17 protein-coding genes are annotated in these 21,332 nt (G+C 35.0%); 8 read left to right on the forward strand and 9 right to left on the reverse strand.

All coding sequences use genetic code 11. The features are described from left to right. Positions 1-10: 10 nt before the first annotated feature. From ACQWU4_RS00170 to ACQWU4_RS00185, 4 genes are read left to right on the forward strand one after another with little or no spacing between them, the layout of a single operon-like run. Positions 11-1,387 carry an aldehyde dehydrogenase family protein gene (locus ACQWU4_RS00170; RefSeq protein ID WP_429933750.1) on the forward strand — a complete coding sequence of 459 codons (1,377 nt, stop codon included), beginning with the start codon at positions 11-13 and terminating at the stop codon, positions 1,385-1,387. Positions 1,388-1,421: 34 nt separating this feature from the next. Then, a complete protein-coding gene (locus ACQWU4_RS00175) occupies positions 1,422-2,081 on the forward strand; it encodes a potassium channel family protein (protein WP_429933751.1) in 660 nt (219 codons plus the stop codon). An 8-nt stretch (positions 2,082-2,089) separates the two neighbouring features. Continuing rightward, on the forward strand, positions 2,090-3,106 hold the full coding sequence (locus tag ACQWU4_RS00180) for a bestrophin family protein (protein WP_429933752.1): 1,017 nt from the start codon (positions 2,090-2,092) through the stop codon (positions 3,104-3,106). 19 nt (positions 3,107-3,125) lie between these two features. After that, the gene (locus ACQWU4_RS00185) at positions 3,126-3,860 is read left to right on the forward strand and encodes a hypothetical protein (RefSeq protein ID WP_429933753.1); all 735 of its coding nucleotides are present in this window, start codon (positions 3,126-3,128) and stop codon (positions 3,858-3,860) included. Positions 3,861-3,944: 84 nt separating this feature from the next. Here ACQWU4_RS00185 and ACQWU4_RS00190 read toward each other — a convergent pair whose 3' ends face one another. From ACQWU4_RS00190 to ACQWU4_RS00215, 6 genes are all read right to left on the reverse strand, one after another. Next, positions 3,945-5,249, reverse strand: a complete 1,305-nt coding sequence (locus ACQWU4_RS00190) for a T9SS type A sorting domain-containing protein (RefSeq protein ID WP_429933754.1) — start codon at positions 5,247-5,249, stop codon at positions 3,945-3,947. Between the two features lie 263 nt (positions 5,250-5,512). Beyond that, on the reverse strand, positions 5,513-6,091 hold the full coding sequence (locus ACQWU4_RS00195) for a hypothetical protein (RefSeq protein ID WP_429933755.1): 579 nt from the start codon (positions 6,089-6,091) through the stop codon (positions 5,513-5,515). A 488-nt stretch (positions 6,092-6,579) separates the two neighbouring features. Then, the gene (locus tag ACQWU4_RS00200; protein WP_429933756.1) at positions 6,580-8,157 is read right to left on the reverse strand and encodes a hypothetical protein; all 1,578 of its coding nucleotides are present in this window, start codon (positions 8,155-8,157) and stop codon (positions 6,580-6,582) included. Positions 8,158-8,430: 273 nt separating this feature from the next. Beyond that, a complete protein-coding gene (locus tag ACQWU4_RS00205; RefSeq protein ID WP_429933757.1) occupies positions 8,431-9,045 on the reverse strand; it encodes a response regulator in 615 nt (204 codons plus the stop codon). Next, positions 9,038-12,049, reverse strand: a complete 3,012-nt coding sequence (locus ACQWU4_RS00210) for a ligand-binding sensor domain-containing protein (RefSeq protein WP_429933758.1) — start codon at positions 12,047-12,049, stop codon at positions 9,038-9,040. The genes ACQWU4_RS00205 and ACQWU4_RS00210 overlap by 8 nt, the downstream gene beginning before the upstream one ends. 132 nt (positions 12,050-12,181) lie before the next feature. Beyond that, positions 12,182-12,598: a hypothetical protein gene (locus tag ACQWU4_RS00215; protein WP_429933759.1), complete on the reverse strand. Its 417-nt coding sequence runs from the start codon at positions 12,596-12,598 to the stop codon at positions 12,182-12,184. Positions 12,599-13,085: 487 nt separating this feature from the next. Between ACQWU4_RS00215 and ACQWU4_RS00220 the strand changes: the two genes are divergently transcribed. From ACQWU4_RS00220 to ACQWU4_RS00235, 4 genes are all read left to right on the forward strand, one after another. Continuing rightward, on the forward strand, positions 13,086-14,801 hold the full coding sequence (locus tag ACQWU4_RS00220) for a sensor histidine kinase (RefSeq protein ID WP_429933760.1): 1,716 nt from the start codon (positions 13,086-13,088) through the stop codon (positions 14,799-14,801). Next, positions 14,801-15,454: a response regulator gene (locus ACQWU4_RS00225; protein ID WP_429933761.1), complete on the forward strand. Its 654-nt coding sequence runs from the start codon at positions 14,801-14,803 to the stop codon at positions 15,452-15,454. Before ACQWU4_RS00220 ends, ACQWU4_RS00225 begins: the two co-directional genes overlap by 1 nt. A gap of 1,699 nt (positions 15,455-17,153) precedes the next feature. Next, a complete protein-coding gene (locus ACQWU4_RS00230; RefSeq protein WP_429933762.1) occupies positions 17,154-17,282 on the forward strand; it encodes a hypothetical protein in 129 nt (42 codons plus the stop codon). Positions 17,283-17,466: 184 nt separating this feature from the next. Further along, positions 17,467-17,976, forward strand: coding sequence for a thermonuclease family protein (locus tag ACQWU4_RS00235; protein WP_429933763.1), 510 nt, complete (start codon positions 17,467-17,469; stop codon positions 17,974-17,976). 64 nt (positions 17,977-18,040) lie between these two features. Here the strand turns inward: ACQWU4_RS00235 and ACQWU4_RS00240 are convergent, their stop codons facing one another. The 3 genes from ACQWU4_RS00240 to ACQWU4_RS00250 all read right to left on the reverse strand — a co-directional run bounded on the left by ACQWU4_RS00240 (position 18,041) and on the right by ACQWU4_RS00250 (position 20,961). Beyond that, entirely contained in the window at positions 18,041-18,457 is a 417-nt protein-coding gene (locus tag ACQWU4_RS00240; protein WP_429933764.1) for a hypothetical protein, read from the reverse strand. A 246-nt stretch (positions 18,458-18,703) separates the two neighbouring features. Next, positions 18,704-19,885: an MFS transporter gene (locus ACQWU4_RS00245; protein WP_429933765.1), complete on the reverse strand. Its 1,182-nt coding sequence runs from the start codon at positions 19,883-19,885 to the stop codon at positions 18,704-18,706. A gap of 113 nt (positions 19,886-19,998) precedes the next feature. Further along, positions 19,999-20,961, reverse strand: coding sequence for a helix-turn-helix domain-containing protein (locus tag ACQWU4_RS00250; RefSeq protein WP_429933766.1), 963 nt, complete (start codon positions 20,959-20,961; stop codon positions 19,999-20,001). Positions 20,962-21,332: the final 371 nt, after the last annotated feature.

The raw sequence follows: 21,332 nt of genomic DNA on the forward strand, positions 1-21,332 counted from the left end.
AAAACATAAAATGATGAATAAATATCAGCCCATTTTTGATATACAGAAAGAATTTTTCTTCACAGATGCCACCAAAACCTATGAGTGGAGGATAGATCAGCTGAACAGGCTGGAAAAAATGCTTGTCGAAAATCAGGATGTATTTTGCCAGGCATTAAAAACAGACTTTAATAAACCACCTTTTGAACAGCTTTTTGAGATCACTGTACCATTAGGTAATATAAAATATTACAAAGAAAACCTTCAGAAATTAATGGATCCGGAACAGGTTGCCATACCTGAAGGGCTTGAAAAAACAGGTAATAGAGGAATCATCTACAAAGAGCCTTTTGGAGTAACACTGGTGATAGGGCCGTTTAATGCACCTATTTTATTGCTTTTAGATCCTGCTATTGCGGCTTTGGCTGCCGGAAATCCTGTGACCCTTAAACCTGCCAATACGACACCTGCCGTAGCCAAGCTTTTTGCTGAACTTATCCCTGAATACTTTGAGCCGGAAGCGGTTAATGTTGTCACTGGAGGACGGGAAGAAATCACCGAATTACTGGAGCTCCCCTTTGATTTCATTTTTTTTACAGGAAGCTCAGCCGTAGGAAAAGTAATAATGAGAGCAGCTGCAGAAAACCTTACCCCGGTTATTTTAGAATTGGGAGGCCAGAATCCCACTGTTGTAGATGAAACTGCAAATCTGGATATTGCCGCAGACAGGATTGCATGGGGACACAATGCTATTTCAGGGCAATGGTGTATTGCTCCGGGTTATGTATATGTACATGAAAGTATTGCAGATGTTTTTATTGATAAACTGAAAAAATCAACAATAAAGATGTACGGTGAAGATCCACAGCAAAGTCCCGATTTTGCAAGAATGATCAGTGAACATGACGCAGAAAGAGTAGCTTCCTATATCATCCCTGAAAAAGTAGTTTTAGGCGGAAGGTATGATATTCAGGGCAGGTATGTGGAACCAACGATCCTATATCCGAGTACATGGGAAGATCCAGCATTGCAGCAGGAGATTTTTGGTCCCGTCCTGCCTGTAATGGTTTATTCTGATTTTAAAGAAATTGTGGAGATCATCAAAAGAAAACCTAAATCACTTGCTGCCTATATCTTCAGTAAAAACCAGGAGAATATTGATTATTTCCTGAACTCAGTTTCATTTGGGGGTGGATGCATCAATCAAACCAACCTGCATTGCTGGATAGACAGTCTTCCGTTTGGAGGAGTAGGATATTCCGGGATAGGAAAATATTACGGAAAAGCAGGATTTGATGCATTAAGCAATACCAAAGCCATGCTAATCGGGAATCCCGATCTTGAGTTGGATGTTTTTCCACCATATGCCAATAAAGATATTGCTAAAAACCTGAGTGTTTTTGGATAAATATGATTAGTTTCAATTTCTATTAAAACCACAAATGATTATTCAAAAATTACAGGAGAGGAAATACGAAATACTTTTACTGGCTCTGATGCAGCATTTATTTGTAGGAATATTCCTTACAGATATGGATTTTTATACCCGTGTCGTATGGCCGGTTAATATGCTGATGCTAGGATTGGGCTCTGTTTTTTTATTTACAGGAAAGCATAGTTGGAGGCATTGGTTCAGAAACCTGCACTTTATTCTTATTTTGCTTTTACCTGTTGGTATTCCTTTATTTAAAGATGTTTCATGGTATTTTACATTTTTGAATATCAATTATGTAGTGTTTTTCTGCTTTCTTTTTGTGGAAGTACTCAGGTTTCTGATAAAGCCGGGGTATATCAATACGGATATTATCTCTGCTTCCATATGCGGATATATGCTGTTAATAGAAATTTCGGTTTTTTCACTGCAGTTTTTCCAGTACCGGGATACGGCATCCTTTAAAGGAGTTGATATATCATCACCCGCACTTACGTTTATGGATCTGGTCTATTTCTGTTCCATTACCTTTACAAGTATTGGCTTTGGAGATATTACTCCCAACACCCATGTTACAAAACTGATTACAGCCTTTGTCGGAATTGCCGGCCAGTTTTATACTGTTGTACTGGTAGGGATACTGATCAGTAAATTTTCATCAAAAAATTAAAATTATTTATGAATATAGGCTCACACTATAAGCTTTACCATTTCATTCCGTGGACAAGGACGAAAATTTATAAAATGCTTATTTTAAGTATCGTTCCGACACTGTTGTTTTATTTCCTGGGCTGGAAATGGCTGGCCATTCCCTGGGTTCCGGTAGCACTGCTTGGGACAGCTGCAGCTTTTATTTCAGGATTTAAAAATACCCAGACCTATAACCGAAGCTGGGAAGCACGTCAGGTTTATGGGGCGATCATCAATAACAGCCGTAGTTTCGGTATTCTGGTAAAGGATTTTATAAGATCAGATGATAAAGAGGAAGAGGCTGCTTTACATCAACAGATCATTTACCGTCATTTTGCATGGCTTACTGCATTAAGATTTCAGCTCAGGGAAACGAAAAGCTGGGAACATGTAAAAACTAAAAGCTACAATAAAGAATACCTGCAATACTATAAAGTTCCTGAGTGGGAAAGTAAAGTTGAAGATGAACTCAGAGCATTTTTAAGCGATAGTGAGCTTGAGTATGTGCTTTCCACCAAAAACAGAGCGACACAGATTATTGCATTACAATCTGATCAGTTGAGAAAATTAAATGAAGAAGGTAAAATTTCAGATTATAATTATACTGCACTTGAAACCCATTTCAAAGAACTATACGATCAGCAGGGAAAATGTGAAAGAATCAAGAATTTTCCTTACCCAAGACAGTTTTCAAGTATTAATCTTTACTTTACGAATGCTTTGTGCTTTTTGCTTCCGTTAGGATTTTTAGGAGAGTTTTCAAAAATGACTGAGAAATTTGGCGATAATATAGTTTGGCTTACCATTCCGTTCAGTGTACTTTTAGGCTGGGTATTTCTGGTTTTGGAGCAAATAGGGGAAAGTACGGAAAACCCGTTTGAAGGAAATGCCAATGATATTCCTGTTACCCAGATCAGCAGGAATATAGAAATTGATCTTCGCGAAATGCTGGGGGAAAAAGAACTTCCGCCTGCTATACAGCCTGTGAATAATATTGTCATGTAAAACACAAAAAAATAAAATTATGAGTTTAGAATCTGTAAGAAAATGGTATCCAAAGGCTTTAACGTCTATTGATACTGTCAATCGGTTATTAGATACGATTGAAAATCATCTGGAATTAAAACCCAATCAGCTGATGCATGCAGACAGTATGTGCTGTGATGATGTTAATGCCATACAATACCCGCCGAGAGCTTATGAAATGCTTGGTCCCTTTCATTTGGGAGGACTTGACGGTTTCCCTTTTGCCGGACTTACTGGAATGGGAGCTTTTGCCCATCATGTTCCGGAAGATGGAGCAGTGATTATTTTTTATGCTCCTCACATCGGGATTACCAACGAAGGACAAATAGGAGAGATCAGCAGGATAGGGCAGAGCAGCAGTTCTGCGTGTTGTGGTGCTGCAAAAGGTGCACTGGGAAAATTGGCAGCGGGACAGATCATAGAAGGAAATATTACTTCACTGGATTTTCAGATGAATACTATTGAACAAATTTTTCTCCGCAGCAAAGACAGAATACTGAATGCAGAAAATCAGATTTTTGAAGCAACAGAGGTCATGTACGAAGCTATAGACGAACGGATCGAGGTATTGGTAAAAGAGACCAGCTATCCTTGTAAATATGTGATTCTTGTAGGCGGTATTTTTATTAATGGGGATAAAGATATGGGATCATTCTGCCAGTATAAAAAGTTTGAATACATCAACCTTGAAACCCGGGAACGGAAAAACCTGATGGAAGAATATTACGGATAACCGGGAGCCGTCTGTTAAAAAGTAAAACTGTTTACAGAGTAACACAATCTGTAAACAGTTTAAAAGAAAAGGTAGAAAATGATTTTATTTTTTCAGAATTTTAAAAGACTTAATACTTCCATCATCCAAAGTTGCAGATGCAAAATAATTTCCGGTTTCTAATCCGGATAAATCAATTTTGGCTTCTTTGCTATTAACGGTGATATTATGAAGAACCAATCTGCCTTCAGCTGAATACACAGATACAGATTTTATCTCTTTTTCACCGGAAATATGGAGAAAATCTTTCACAGGATTAGGATAAACCCGAAGGTTTTGAGGTGCTGTTCTTATATCATTTGCGGCAAGTACGGTTTCCCCTAATTTGGCTACCCATCCCTCAGCAAAAATAGGCGGGACTGAATTATCAAATCCACAGATGTATTTTCCATCCGAAGATATACCCATGCCTGTACCGAGCTTTCCGTCAAACGTATTTAATGTAATACCCTGAGCAGTTAAAAGATCAGTCAGTAAAACAGGAGCGGGACCTAATGACGGATGATAAATAATAACTTCTCTGTCCCCGATCATTCCGCAATATCCGACAGCAGCGCCATTTTCAGACACAGATACAAATACTGCATCTGTATAGCCTGCAGGAGCATCAAAAGACTGATAGATCCCGGTATTGATGTTATATATAAATGCCTTACTGCCTTTATTTCCTACCACCAGTCCGGCATTGCTTACATCATTGGCTTCACCGTATTCAGGAGTTCCAAAATCTATATAATGAAGGGTTCCGCCTGTATCAAAATAAGCAGGCACCCTGAAAGTTCCCATTCCAAAAATATCTTCCCGGTCAATCCATCCCGCTACAACTCCGTTATCATTTACAGCAGCTCCTCGTGCATTTGTATACAACAGGTCACCGGTAAGCTTTGTGAGAGCACCGGACTCCGTATTATATAAAAAAGGATAACTGCTTCCGGCATTGGATGAGGTCATTTGCCCGGTTACATATACACTGCTCTCTGAGATTCCTTTTGCCTCTCCAAACCAGCTGTTTCCGGGTGTATCTCCGGGAAAGTAACCAATAGCTGTCCAGTTTCCATTCTTTCGGTAAGCTGCCTGGTCCAGATTTGAACCATCAGTAGCTACAAAAGGCATACTTCCTGCAATATTTCCTGTATTATTCAGTCGGTTGGTTGCACTTGCTACAGATTCTATAGCTGTGCTTGTGCTTGTATTATAGCTATAATATCCGCCTGAATGCACAGCATTGCCGTTACTGTTGATGTCATATAATCTTGTGCCCATACCGGAAACCACTGTAAATTCGGTTTGGGCATTTAAAGCAATGCTGCTTAGCAGCAAACAAGCTGAAATAAGTTGATTTTTTCCCATATAACAAAAAGTTTACCCAGTGAAGGTCTCTTCTTTTGTGATGCAATGCAAATGTTTGTAGTTAGAATATCTGAATTACTTACATGGATTTTAGACATATAAGCCAGTATTTGTTAAAGTACCAGTTTTAAAAATGAATACTGAAATTGAAATCAAATCTAAAATTAGAATCCCCCTCTTTGTTTGGGAACAAATTGCTTTCTTTCTCATCATGTATGCATAATGATAGTAAGGGGGATTGACTAATTTGTATTATAATACGGTTAATTAGCAATTTTATAACCGTAAAAAGAACTTACCACTACCTGATAATTATTACCGGTGGTTACAGCCGCAGCGGAAGCCATACTGATTGTTTCTCCGGCATTTAAATAGGTGATGCATGAAACATTCGTACCTACCAATATGCCCGGACTTGGCTGATAAGATTGTACCAGGATATTATTGGGAGTGGTGCTGAAGTTTTTTATAAGGTATAATACTGCCCAGGAAAAATTGGGAGCTCCTGCAATGGCACCATTGTCAAACTGTGTGGAGCCATAAAACATATAATATCCGTTTGTAGTGGCTGTAAATCTGCCATTCCCGGTATTCATTACATTTCCGGTATTGATTACTGTTCCTTGGGGATAATTAATTTCAGCGGCAACATAAGGACCGCTAATAGTAGCAGGAAGAGTCTGTCTGGTTGTGGTGCTTATAGTGGAAAAAGAATAAGTAGATGCGGCAGCCGGAAGACTATCGGAACTTGAAAGCAGGATAAGTTCCCATGTGGTACTGGTGACTGTTCCTTTACTTATGAAAAAAGCATAATAACCTGGAGGAACATCTACAGAAGGCACTCCTGCACCGCTTTGATTATCGATCAGTTCTGGTCCGGCAGCTGCAATAGAGAGAGTTGCCGTGCCTGTATTTTTAAAATGATAGGTTCTTCCTATAAAATTACCATTTCCTGTTATAGCAGCAGGTAAAGTTAAAGTACCATTGCTGCCGCCGCTGTATGCTATATAATAATCATCAGCGTCAACAGGGCCACTTGCTGCTGTAGATTTGTAGGTGGCAGCAAATGAACCGTTAACAGTAAGTTTGCTTCCCGGAGCTGCGGTATTTATACCTAGTATTGCCGGATTGAGAATACATTAAAGTTCTATTCAAAACCACCAATAATGGCAGAAAAAACAATTTTTTTATCATATTTAGTAGGGTTAACGAGTTAAGAAATAGCTTGTTAAGAAATTTGTCTGATGAACTGTTATAAAACTGAGGGAAGTTTTGGAGCAGTCCAGTTTTCAACTTTATGTATTTAGAATCATGCTTTACGTGATTTTCTTTAATTCTGAAACTTTACAAAATCCAGATAGAAACTTGGATTTCCGGCATTAAAACTGCCTGGAATGATTCCATTGGTTTTAATGGCTAAAACCGTATAAGTTCCCGGATTGGAAAAATATAATACCCGGTTCTGATCTCTTGGAGTCATAAAAACAGCTGTATTGGAGGTACAATAGCTCTTCCATACATCTCCGATCCCATTGATATAGAATGTATAATCATTACAGTCAGAATTTATGGCAATTCCACTACGGAAAAAGTACCATCCTTTGGCAGGGATTACCACTGAGATTCCTGTTGCCAGATTTCCACCTCCTGTTGCTCCGGTAAAAGGATTAACCAGTGTTCCCGAATAAGCTGTCCAGTTGTTGGCAAATGCAGTGGTAACAGTGGAGGACCAGGTAGCTAAACCATTGGCGTCACTGGTCAGTACATAGCCTAGCTGTTGTGTGCCGTCTTTAATCTGCAATGCACCATTTGTGATACCATTATCTATAACAATTTTAGAATTGGCTGCTCCTGCCGGAACTGCATTTGTGCCTATCAGAACTTTTCCGCTTCCGTCTATGCTTAAATTATTTCCACCAGTGGCAATATTGGTTGCCTGGGAAAGGGTACCTCCTAATTTAACATCGGTACCTGACATAGAGAGACCATTGCTGGCTGTGATGTTATTATTGATGATGGTAGTTCCGCTGCCACTGCCTCCTTCAAGTTCTGTAATTGACATAAATCCTATACCCGCGTTTAATTGGGCTGTCCCGGCTCCTCCAAGCCTTACTTTCACAGATGTATCAGCAGCAGGTCTGAAGATAGCATAAGCTTCCGGCTGGCCTCCTATAGTTGTAGCAGGGTAATTGTTTATTGCATCAACAACTCCGGTAGTACTGGAGGAAAGTACAGAATTATTGGATGCATCAACCCATTCATAGATAAAAAAACCGCCTGCAAGTGAGAATTCAGTAGCATGAAGCTGACACCGCAGTACATAGGTTTTCCCGGCTTTTAAATTGAAAACTCCCGCACTGTAAGTAATATTATTGGAAGCAATTACGGATCCGAACGCTACATCTGATCCTGTAGAAATAGACTGAACTGTATTAGGTTTTACAATGATATAATCCCCCGTTGAAGAAGAGCCCATTGTGACAACTTCCCATGTAGAATTGGCACCTGTAAGCCCTGTATTGATCAACTGTGCACTTTGATTTGAGGGAATCGTAATGCTGGTATTTCCATTGATGGTTTCGGGTGCTGAAGGATTGACAGTAATTGTAAAATTTGTATTATTCTTGACGGTGTACATTCGTCCCTTAAAATTTCCGATTCCACTGATGGCAGCCGGAAGATTGAATATAGCATTAGCAGTACCGTTGTAAGAAACATGAAAGTCTGATGAGTTCAAATTGTAAGATGCAGCATTTATTGCAGTGTAACTGGCGGCTACCGATCCGTTAATATCTATTGTAGATCCGGGATTGGGAGTATTTATTCCCACGTTTCCTGCTTGTGCAAAGACAAGAGATGAGGTTATAAGCGCTAGTATTTGTCCTGATTTTGTAATTTTTTTTAGCATTTATCCTGGTTTTAATATTTTATATTTTATTCAATAATTATGTATAGCATAATATTTATATACTATGCTCCCTGACTTATTAATTTTAAATTAAATAAAGTTTAAAATATTATTAATTTATCTTTATTTTGGCTTTAAATTTGTGATGTATTTATTGATATTGTAAAAATATAGAAATACTGCTACAAAAAACAATGTGTTTCGTAGAATAAAATAAAGGCTGGTGTAGAAAATTTTCTACACGCTATGATTTATGATATTGATTATTAGAAATCAGGCAATATAGGTTTGGTATAGCTTAATGAGATCTGCTAAATTATTGGTTTTTAATTTATTATGAATTCTTTTTTTATAAGTGCTGATCGTAGGCATCTGTATCCCCATTTTATTCGATATCTCTAAATTCCCGTTACCCTGTACCATTAAAATAAAGATCTCATATTCCCTTACGGATAAATTTTTTATAGAATCTAACGGAGATTCCTGAAGCAACTGCTGTACAATGGATGGAGGATAATAGAATCCTTCGGAAAATATTGTATTTACGGCGTCTGAAATTTCCTCTGATTTACTTAGTTTGCTGATATATCCGTTGGCACCTTCTCTTATATATTGTACTGCTACCTCTTCTTCATAGGCGGAAAATATCAGTATTTTTATATCGGAGTCCAGTGCTTTAATTTCGGAGATCATTTTTTTATTTTTGCTTTCCGGCATATTGATATCCAAAATAACAAGATCATATTTCTTCCTGGAAATTTTGTCCAGAGCTTCCGGGTAATCTTCAGCCTGATCTATAATTACATCTTGTATTTTTGACTCTAAAATCATGCTTGTTCCCACCAAAACAATGTCGTGGTCATCGGCAATAAGAATATTCTTACTCATCTTTTTTATTCATTAAAATCAGTTGGACTGAAGTTCCTTCCGGGTTATTTTTTCTGAAGACAATTTTACCTTCTATCATTTGCAGGAGCTGCAGTACGAGGTGAAGGCCCATTCCGTATTTCTGCAGTAATAGTTTTTCATTTTCAATATTATCCTGAAGCTTTGTATAATATTCTATTTTCTTTTCTTCCATTCCAATCCCGGTATCTGTTATCAGTAAGATGACAGTATTTCCTTCCACCTTGCTTTCTATTGTTATCGAGCCGTTCTTTGTAAATTTTACAGAATTATCCAGCAGATTGTGAACAATTGCAGACAATATATTTTTACTGATCCATACGGATAATGCTTTATCCACATTATTTATTATAATTGTATTATTGTTTTCTGCTATGGTATTAAAAAGCACCTTTTTTTCTTCTATAAGCTTATGCAATGAATATAGCTCTGTCTTTACGGATCGGTGAAGAGTATAGATGTCAGCATACTCTTTTAAGGTAATGGTGAAATTGTACAGCTGATCAGATGATTTGTAAATAGAGCTTAGAATTTTCTCACTATGCTGTTTGCTAAAACCATTTTTGTTCAGTGCTTCTTTCGCAGTGAGTGCAATAAATTTCACCGGAGTTGTAATATCGTGGGTAATAGTTCCGATAAGCTTCTTTTGCTGCTCAATTTCTTTATGAAGCTTTACTTTGGTAATCTCCAGTTTCTCTACTGTGTCGGAGAGGCTTTTCGTTCGGGAGCTGATGATTTTTTCCAGCTCATGATTTTTCTTTTTCAGAAAACTGATTCTCCACCTTACCAGAAAGTATAAAAGGAGCAGGGCAATGGAAAATATAAATATTTTAAACCATATAGTCTGGTAAAAATAAGGCGGTATGATAATATTTATCTTTTTATAAATATATTTTCCGTTGTCGGAAACCAGTATTCTTACAATAAAAGAATGGTTTCCGTAAGTAAGATTTGAAATAGAAAATTTTCCGTCTTTTCCAATAGGTTCCCAGTTAGCATTGGGCATTCCGCTCAGTTTTGCTTCCATGACAAGGTTGTCAGGATTAGAATAGTAAGGGACATCAATGAATATATCTATGCGGTTGGATTCCGGTTTCAGCTTTAGGATTTTGTTAAAATAATGTTCCTTTTTATCAACAACAGCTCTTTCTATGTAGATGTTTTCGGGATAATAGCTTTTTATTTTCAGCGGATTGAAGAAAACCAGGCCATTTAAAGAGGGAAGTACAAATTCCCCATTTTCTAATCGGTTGCCGCAGATATTGCTGCCACCATTAAATTCATTGGTTTTAAAACCTGAATCCTTTGAAAAGCGATAATAATTAACCCTGAATTTTTTATTTTGAACATATTCCAACAGCTGACTTTCAGGAACCCTGTAAAGCCCGTTGTTTGTAGGAATCCAAAAAAAACCGTGCGGATCTTCTAAAATAGTATGAGAAGAAGAAATATTGTTGTTTGCATCGTATGGCATTCTGATCAGGCGGTCATTTTTTAACAGGTAAAATCCTTTTCCTAAAGTGGTTATCCAGACATTACCGTCTTTAGATTTAATAATATTGCGGACAGATAGCTCATTACCGGGATTTAAATTGAGTATGGTATTGGTCTTCAGCGAAACTTTGTATAATCCTTTTATGGTTCCAACCAGCAGATGATCCTCGTCAAGTTTTAGGAATTTGGACGGCTCATTATTAAAGAAAAACTTTTTCTTCACATTTTTGAAAGACAGGTCTTCATATACCAAAAGAGTTCCCTTATATTCCGAAGTTCCGTCTTTTTTGGGTTGGGTTTCTAAAGCGTAATATCTATTGGTATCAAAAAAGAAATCTATTAAAAAGAAATCCTTCTTAATAGCCATTTTCTTATAAGACTCTTTTTTCTGATATATGATAAGGTCGATGGCTTTGCGTGCAATAAGATTTTTTTTCTCGTCATAAGCCATGAAGAATGGGGTAATGCTTTTAAAGCTTTTGTCCTCTGTAAGTCCGTTGTGATTATAGATTTCTCCGAAAGTGGTAATTACCGAAGAATTGCTGTAGGGTAGAGTGGTATAAAAAACAGATTCAGGTTTTGAGGAATGCCTTTGGATAGCAGTGAAATCTGAAAAGCTGATGACCTGCAAACCATTGGTACTGCTTCCGAGATAAAGTTTTTTATAAACATGATCAAAATAAATACTGATGATGTTTTCAGCAATATGCTCAAGTTGTACAACCTTTGCTATTTTGAATTTATTCCCTTCAAAATGGCAGCGGTAAATATTGTTTTTATTGACTATAAAAACCTGATTGTTAATCCGGCTCCAGTAAATTTTACTTTTAATATCCGTCAGTAAAGGTTCGTTATAATAATCAGTAATTTTCCCCTTTTCAATTTTCTGAATGTTTTTTGACTGATAATCAATAAAAAATACTGAGTTATTGATCACAAATATCCTTGCAGTATTCTTATATATTGCTTTTATGTTCAGACTTTCTTCCTTTTTTGAAATGGCGTCAATGTATTTCAGGGAATTTTCTTTTATAAAATAAGTGCCTTCCTGAAGACGGAAATAAAGATGAATACCGGGCGATGTCGTATAGCTGTAATTGGAGCAATATAAAAAATAGTTGAGATTATCTTTAAATATAAAATTCGAATTTTCTTTTGACCCGTCTGCTACTTTGGGCAGTTTTTGATGTATAAGAACGGTTCTTCCGTAATCTCCCGTAGTAAAAATACTGTCTTTTTCAGGATGGCCATAGAAGTACATAAACCTTTGGCTGTTCAGCGGAAGATTTTTATAAACCAGAAATTTCATTCCGTCATATCGTACAATTCCATTCTCAGTGGTCAGCCATATAAAGCCATATTTGTCTTTTATAATATCCTTTACACTATTCTGCGGCAATCCGTTATCTGTGTTATATAGCTGAATATTATATTGTTGCGTATAAAAAACAGAAAATATGAAAAGAAGAATAACGGAAATATATTTTTGCACAAAACTTTTATTTAATTTTGTTACAAAGTTATCATCGAATATGTAATAATAATAATGATAAAATGTTTTTTTTTAATATTTGGCAAAAATGAATAAAACGTAATATGATTATAAGATTTTTGAGTTACAAAATTAGTTAGCTCGGGGCGGTGGCGGAGGAGGAGGATTCATACTGTTGATCTCTTCAAGGGTCGGCGGGACAATATGCTCAAGTATAACCGTTTTTTTGAAAGGAAATTGTTTTTTTGAAACTTTCTCGTAATAATCAAGATAATAGGCCTTCTGATTATGATAATAAGCCTGGATAATCAGTGAGCCGTTTTTATCAAAATAGTCGTCAGTAAGTTTTAATTTTAAAACACCTTTTTTATCTGTATTTACTTTATTAATGATAACCGCATCGTCTTGGGTTTCTTTAATAAAAGTTACCTGAACATCAGAAGCCTGTTCATTGCTGTCAGTTAGAAAATTGAGTTCCAGGCTGTATTGTTTTTGTGCCGCAGCATAAGAAAAACAACATAAAAAAAATAAGAATGTTAAGCTTTTCATGATGGAAATTTAATGTTAAGTTAAAAAAATATTCCGGATTAAGATAATATGGCGCTCTTTTAGCATAGAACCTGAGATTGATTTTATTTCAGAGAATAATGAAACTCTGTTAAACTTCAGTATAAAATAGAAACTTAGAACTATTTTTAATTAAAAGAAAAATTATGAACTTAGAAAAAACTAACCTTTATTGTTTCCAATATCTATGTTTGGATCAAAAAAAATACCTGCGTTGAGTGAAATCTTGGAATTTTGTTAGGTTTTCGTGATTTGAGACAGAATTAAATTCCTAATATTTATCGGATATTTACTATTAAAAATAGACAAAAATTACTTTAACTTTGCCATTGGAATGGTATATGATAATTACTAAGCTTTTGGTAATGTGATTATATCATTTAAAAAACTAAAACCAGAAAGACTTAAATAATCAGAAAATTAATTTAGCTGATAAACAGATATGAAATATAAATTCTTAAATTTTAAATTGAGAAAGATTGTTCATTATTCATTGATCGCGTGTATATTATTAATACAGGTTATCATAGCCATATTTTTTTATAACGAATTTGTCAATGAAAAGAAACTGAAATTTATCAAGGACCAACTGGATGAAAGCAGGATGCTGGGCGGGTTAACAGATAACTCGAGAAAAGATTTCATGGATGCACAGAATTATTTTCAGAAGTACATCATCAGCCAGGACGATAAAGATCTGAAATTATACTTTGAATCTCTTAAAAAGCTTAATAACAATTTCGAAAAAATAAACGATTATGGAAATATAAATCCAGGATTGAAAAACAGGCTGGCCCAGCAGAAAAAAGATACCCTGAAAATTGTAAAGCTTAAAACCATTATAGACTCTGTATATCTGACCTCCCGGAATCCTCCTGTAAAAAAGATCGAGGATCAGCATTTTGAACTGGAGAAATATAAGAATAATGATGATTTTGAAGACCTGAACATACAGACTCAGACCTATTCTGATACCGTTAAGAAAAAAGGCTTGATGGGACGTTTAAGAGACGCTATATCAGGTAAGGTAAACGTGCAGAAAGAAAGCACTGTTATTACCATGAATAATAAAAAACAGGCCAATCTTTCTAAAATAAAAGTAAGGATGGACAGTCTGGTAAATGCTATGGATAAGCATTATACAACTGAAATTAAAAAAATTCAGCGTACAACAGTTCAGAATCAGTTGTCTACAGCTCAGAATCAGCGTGAAAACATTAAATTTTATGGTAATTTCAGTAAGTTATTGGTTTACAGCAACAGGCTTATCAATGTTTATGAAAAAGCCATTAAAGATTTTAAATCTGAACTGGAAAAAGAATACAACGAGCAGAGCTCAAATAATAATAAAATCAGGACATATCTCGTACTTGGATTAATGATCTTAATGTTCATAGTGTCAATCCTGATCATGTACTTTACGAGATTGGCATTCATCTACGAAACAAAGCTTAATGCTGCAAATAAAGAGATTAAAAAGAACCTTAATTTCAAAAACAGAATATTGGGAATGCTGAGCCACGAGCTGATGTCGCCTTTGAAAATTATCAATATTTTTATTGATAAAATCAACAGAACCTCAAAGGATGAAACTACAAAGGACTATCTGAAATCCATAAAGTTTACCAACAGCACTTTGCTGATACAGTCACAGCAAATCCTGGAATACACAAAAAACCAGGAAGTTGAAAAGAAACTTATAAACGTGGCCTTTAACCTGAAAGATGAAATAGATTCTATTGTAACAGCCATTACGCCTTATATAGAAACAAGGAACAATAAATTTATGGTAACCAACAGGATACCTGAGGATGTAATGGTAAACTCAGACAACATAAAAATGAACCAGATATTTATGAATATTCTGGGAAATGCCAATAAGTTTACGGAAAATGGACAGATTGACCTTGCCATGGCTACCGAAAAGATAGACGAAAATAATATTTCTCTGATAACAACGGTAAGCGATAGCGGGGTAGGGATTTCCGAATCTGATTTGGCGAAAATTTTTGAACCTTACTATCAGGGAATGGTATCAGATAAAATTGAAAATTTTGGTGCCGGCCTGGGATTGAACTTATGTAAAGAAATTGTAGAACTGTTTGATGGTGAAATATCTGTTTCAAGCAAATTACATAAAGGGACAAAAGTAACATTTAATATCAATTTAAATATCAGTAAATAATGGGAGTGCCAATTGAAAATAAAGAAATTGTATTCCTTTTGGCGGATGATCATAGCATTGTACGCCAGGGAATGGAAATCGTGGTTGATGAAATTGTTCCAAATGCTAAAGTATATCACACTTCATCTTTGCTGCAGGTTGTAGAGCTAATCCAGTCAAAAGGAGTAGATATAGCCATAATCGATGCCCATTTCCCGGATGGAAACAGTCTGCATGTTTTGCCACAAATGAAAAAGGCAAATCCGGATATTAAAATTCTTGTTTTCACGGGGCTTGAAGAAGAGCTGTATGTGCTTAAATTTATTAAAGCCGGAGCCAGTGGATATGTAAGTAAATTAAGTGAAGAAGAACAAATAAGACAGGCTGTTTCTGATATTGTACACAAAGGAGAATACTTTTCACCCCTTTCCCGAAACTTAATGCTTCAGATGGTCCAAAATCCCGACCTGATTAACCCACTTAGCCGTTTAACCAAAAGAGAATTGCAAATTGCAGAAATGTATGCGGAAGGACATGGAAATCTGGAAATTGCAAATGATCTGGATATAAAGCAAAATACTGTCAGTACAATCAAGAAAAACATTTTTGATAAGTTGAAAATAGAAAACCTTGTCGAGCTTATTGATATTATTAATACCCACCATAAAATATAGGATTTTTTAAGATCCGTTCCTCGCATCCTCATTTCCGAAGTTTTCATCGATAAACATCTATAGTTTTATCGATATATATCTATGTGTTTTATAAAGAATTTTATCTTACAATGTTGTTACTTTGTCCTAATAAAATTAACCAAATAAAGATGCAGATTTAATGCAGATGGTAAGTTTTATAACACACAAAGATGAGATAAATATAAGTGTATGCTTGGCCTAAAAGGAACTTCTCGAAAGCAAATTATTAAAAAAACACAAATTAATATAGAGAAGTTAACTTGGTCTTTGTAGGTCATATTATACAGAAAAAAATGGAGGCGCGAGCCTCCTTTTTCTTTAGTGATATTTTCATTATTTCTATTTCTTTTCCGTTAAATATCTGTGTATTTGTCGACATATATCGATCCCAATTATGAGGACTGTTATCTTGCAATGTCGTTACTTTGTCCCAATAAAATCAGCCAGATGAAAGATGTGGATGTGTATACAATTGGTAGATTTTATAACACACAAAAATGATGAGATAATAAGTGTATTGACCTTAAAGGAACTTCTTGAAAACCCATTAAAAAAACACAAATCAATATAAAGAAGTTAACTTGATCTTACAGGTCATTTATACAAGAAAAAGGAGGCAAATAGCCTCCTTTTTAATATTTATGGATAAATATCTATGCCGTCATCGATATATATCTATGTGTTTTATAAAGAATTTTATCTTACAATGTTGTTACTTTGCCCTAATAAAATTAACCAAATAAAGGTGCAGATTTAATGCAGGTGGTGAATTTTATAACACACAAAAATGATGAGATAAATATAAGTGTATACATGGCCTAAAAGGAACTTCTTGAAAGCAAATTATTAAAAAAACACAAATTAATATAGAGAAGTTAACTTGGTCTTTGTAGGTCATATTATACAGAAAAAAATGGAGGCGCGAGCCTCCTTTTTTCTTTAGTGATATTTTCATCATTTCTATTTTAATTCTGGTAAAAAATCTGTGTATTTATAGATATATATCGATGCCAGTTATAAGGAATATTATCTTTTAATGTTGTTACTTTGTCCCAGTAAAATTAACCAAGATATTATATGACTGGTAGATTTTATAACACATACAAATGATGAAATAAATATAAGTGTATGTATGGCCTTAAAGAAACTTCTTGAAAAAAAATTATTAAAAAACACAAATTAATATAAGAAGTTAACTAGATCTTTAATGGTCATTTTATACGAAAAAAAGGAGGCAAATGACCTCCTTTTTTCTTTTCTGCTCTTTCCATTTTATTTGACAAAATTCTGTGTGTTTATCGATAATTATCGATGCCAGTTATAAGGAATATTATCTTTTAATGTTGTTACTTTGTTCCAGTAGAATTAACCAAGATATTATACGACTGGTAAATTTTATGACACATACAAATGATGAAATAAATATAAGTGTATGTATGGCCTTAAAAAAACTTCTTGAAAAAAAATTATTAAAAAACACAAATTAATATAAGAAGTTAACTAAATCTTTAATGGTCATTTTATACTAAAAAAAGGAGGCAAATGACCTCCTTTTTTCTTTTCTGCTCTTTCCAATTTTATTTGACAAAATTCTGTGTGTTTATCGACAATTATCGATGCCACTTATAAGAAATTTTATCTTTTAATGTTGTTACTTTGTCCCAATAAAATCAGCCAGATGAAAGATGAGGATATTATACAATTGGTAGATTTTATAACACACAAAAATGATGAAATAAATATAGGTGTATGTATGACCTTAAAGGAACTTCTTAAAAACCCATCAAAAAAACACAAATTAATATAAAGAAGTTAACTTTGGCCTTTAATGGTCATTTTATACAAAAAAAGGAGGCAAATAGCCTCCTTTTTAGTTAAATAATATTTCCTGTAACCAGCCATACATCATTACCCCTGATTTTCCGAAAGATGAAATAAATAAAAACCCTGTCTGGTAGCGGGTTTTCGAAATAAATACATAATTTCGTGTAATGAAAATACTTCTTTCTGCATTATTATGCTTTCCCTTTTTATTGTTCTCACAAACAACAGCCAAAGTAATCGGAATTTCAGACGGAGACACTATTACGGTTTTATTGGATGGAAATGTACAAAAGAAACTTCGCTTAGCGGAAGTTGACTGCCCTGAAAACAGACAGCCATTCGGGAAAAATGCCAAAAAATTTACATCTGACCAGGTTTTTGCGAGGCAGATTACATTTACAGAAACAACTAAAGACCGCTATGGGCGTTCAGTTGCTAAAGTATATTATGGCAAAGGAAAATATCTTTCAGCGGAAATTATAAAAGCCGGATATGGCTGGTGGTATTATTCTTTTTCCGATGATACTGATTTAGGGAAAATGCAGGAAACAGCAAAAAATCAAAAGCTGGGCCTGTGGCAGGATAAAAAAGCAATTTCACCATGGGACTTCCGTAAGTTGCAACGTGAAAATGCTAAAAAGAATCAGCTCCAAAAAGAACCGGGGAAGCAGTTATAAAAAAGATAAAATAAAAACCGCTATATTTCTACAGCGGTTTCTTTATGATAACATAAATAATAAACTAAGACTCTGTCTTCAATAGTCCAAAGCTGGAAGTTGCAGGCTCTTTTCCGAAAAGACACGAGAAAATATTCTGAAACTCATGAATATATCTGCATTTAATAGAATTACCATATATTTTTAAACCCTCAAGGATTTTTTTTGAACTTAGATCAATGTCATATTTAATAAATGTTTCGGGTCTTTCATAACGGATTCTTTGTGCCGAACTGTATGTTCGTAAAAAACCGAACTTTTCCAGCCATTCTTCTGTTATTTGAATTGGTTTGATGGAATCCGCCGGAACTGAAATACTTTGGATATCATTTTCAATTTTTACAAAATAATCATGATTGACACCATGAAATATTTCGGAAATAGTATAAATCTGGTTTTTATATTCAACTAAGTTTCTGATTTTAAGATCTGCTGCATTCATAATATTTTGAGTTTAGAAAGATGGGTTGGTCAATTAGAAAGATGTGTTGGTGAATATTTAATTGCAAATATTATGCCCTGCATTCCAATAAATCTCCGGCTCTTTTTAAATGTTTTGTTAATTTTAGACGTAAATGCTTGGCGTATTGTTAAAATTATGCTATAATTTATTAAAATAATAGAAATTTAATTATACATATGTGGTATCTATATGGTACGTACTGTTGTTTTTAAAAAAATGTGTCTTCTAATCCTTGTTCCTTACAGCAAGTAAAAAGGAAATACCTACAGAAAATAAAAGCAGGGTTATAAAAATATTCCATGAAAAAGCATGCAGAATATAACCTGTGCCGCTTCCCAGAATACTGGATCCGAAATAATAAAAAAGCCAGTAGATAGATGTTGCTGAAGATTTTCCCTGCTTTGCATGAAGCGCCGTCATTTGGCTGGCCATCGTATGAGCAGCAAAAAAACTAAGTGTAAACAATCCTAAGCCTAAAATAATGACATAAATATTCTCTGACAGTAGTAATGCAGTGCCGGAAAGCATAAAGAGAACGGAGGCTTTCAGAATAAAGTTACTGCTGAATCTTTTTAAGAGCCTGCTTGTAATCATAGTACCAAATACCCCGAAAATATACATTAAAAATATAAAGGCAATTACAAAATGACTTAAAGAAAAAGGTGGAGCTTCCAGTCTGAAGGAAAGATAATTGTATACACTCACGAATGAACCCATCAATAAGGCTGCAATGAAATATAGCCGCAGCATATAAGAATCTGTAAGGAATCTTCTCATCTGTTTTACTTTCAGGGAATAATCTGTTTCCTGAGGATTGAAAAACTTGGATTCCGGAAAAAGCTTCCAGAAAACAAGGCCTAACAGCAGACTTTCTATTCCTATAATAAGAACAGCATTTCTCCAGCCAAATTCACCTGCCAGGATAGTGGCCACTATTCTCCCGCTCATTCCGCCGATGGTATTGCCGCTGAGATACATGCTTATGGCAAGCCCTACTACAGAAACATGTACTTCTTCAGTAAGATAAGCTAGTGCTATTGCGGAAACACCGGATACTACAAAACCTTTTAAAATACCGGTTGCAATAAGAAGGCTGAGACTTGGCATCCATGCTGAGATAATAGTAAGTACAGCAGAGGAAACGAGAGAAAAAGTCATGAGTCTCTTTCTGGAATAGCTGTCTGCCTTAAATGCAAAAAAGAGGAGGCCAACAGCCATACCGATAGTGGAAGAAGAAACCAGAAGAGAACTGTCTCCGGCGGTTGTTTTGAAATATTCGGAAACTGTAGGAAGGATCGGCTGAAAAAGATAAAGCTGAGCAAAGACGGAAAGTCCCGAAAAGAAAATACAAAGTTTTATATACCGGAAACGTCGGCTTCCTTTTTCTGCTTTTTCAGATAGATCCATGATTTTATAGTTGAAAGCACTATGGCTCTTATAAGTTTAAACTCCTGTAAAGGTCATGATATTTTTTCAGTTCTGAAAATGCTTTGGCTGATAAAGAGGTGTCGTTAAACCTGTTACTGCTGCATCTTGCTGATGTATTCGGATGGAGTAGTACCTTCAATCTGTTTAAAGACCCTGTTAAAGGTAGATTGGTTTGAAAAACCGGCTTCAGTATAAATATACATTAAGGTTACACGCTCCAGATCATTTTCATCAAGAAGTTTTTTGACACAGTTAATCCGGTACAGATTAAGGTAATTGCTGAAATTCGGGTAGCCTTTATATCGTATTGATTTCGAAATATATCCGCTGTTGATATCCATTTCTGCAGATAATTTGGAGATGTTAAAACTGACATCCTTATAAAGCTGTTTTTCCTTCATTATATTCTCAACTTTTCCAAACAGTTCTTCTGAGAAAGTGTCTTTTTCTGTTAAAAATGCTGCCGGCTTACTTTCTACCTGCAGCTTTGCTTCTATCTCACCCTGAATTTCCACCCGCCGGATTTTATCATTAAAGTAGAGAAGGAGGGAAAGAACTGCTACATTGGAAATAACCAGGAAAATATCTGTCATTCTAACATCCTCATGGCTGTGCTCAGGAAAATTGAAATTAAAATTTTTAGAAATGATATAACCGGAAAAGATATTCAGCATCACAAATATGATATAAAAAAAGGCCCATTTTCTTGAAAAAAATACATAAGCTGCGAGCGGAATAGGCATCAGCCAGACAAAACTTGCTACAGAATTGTTCCAGAAAGCCAGCATAATGTAGAAATTGTAAAAAGAAGCCAGAATCATATAAGTATGTACCAGAATATCCACCGAATAATTTTTGCGGATGATAACATAGGTGTAGACCATGAGAAATAATCCTCCATAAAGATACCAGGACATAACTTTATCAGGAATAATAAAAGTGAAAATCATAGCAAATACAAACAGAATAATAGCCATCAGAATAATATAATAATGGATAAGTTCTCTTTTGTAAAGTTCTATTCTTTCAGCTTTTAATTTCTTTACGTTTTGCATCTGTGTTTCGGGGATCAATAAATTCGTTTCAATATCTACATAAGCAAATAATATCAGGGAAAATCAATTTAATGTTTTGTGTTTTCGGATTGTTGTATTTTATAACCACTTTCGGTTTTTCATCATTTATTTTATAAAGTCGGTTAACCGGAAAAGGATAATTTTAAAAGAAGGCTATCATTATAATATTCAGTTACAGCTATTTCCCATATCTGATAAATCATGGCTATATCTCAAATAAAAAGCAAATATAAATTAAAAATGAAGAAAATAAAATTATCTTATAAAAGTCTGAATATTATCCTTATTTCCAGTGGATAAATTATTTAGACTTAGAAACAAAGCGGGATGTACGGAAATTTCACACTAAT

The organism is Chryseobacterium sp. MIQD13 (assembly GCF_050496705.1).
GTDB lineage: Bacteria > Bacteroidota > Bacteroidia > Flavobacteriales > Weeksellaceae > Chryseobacterium.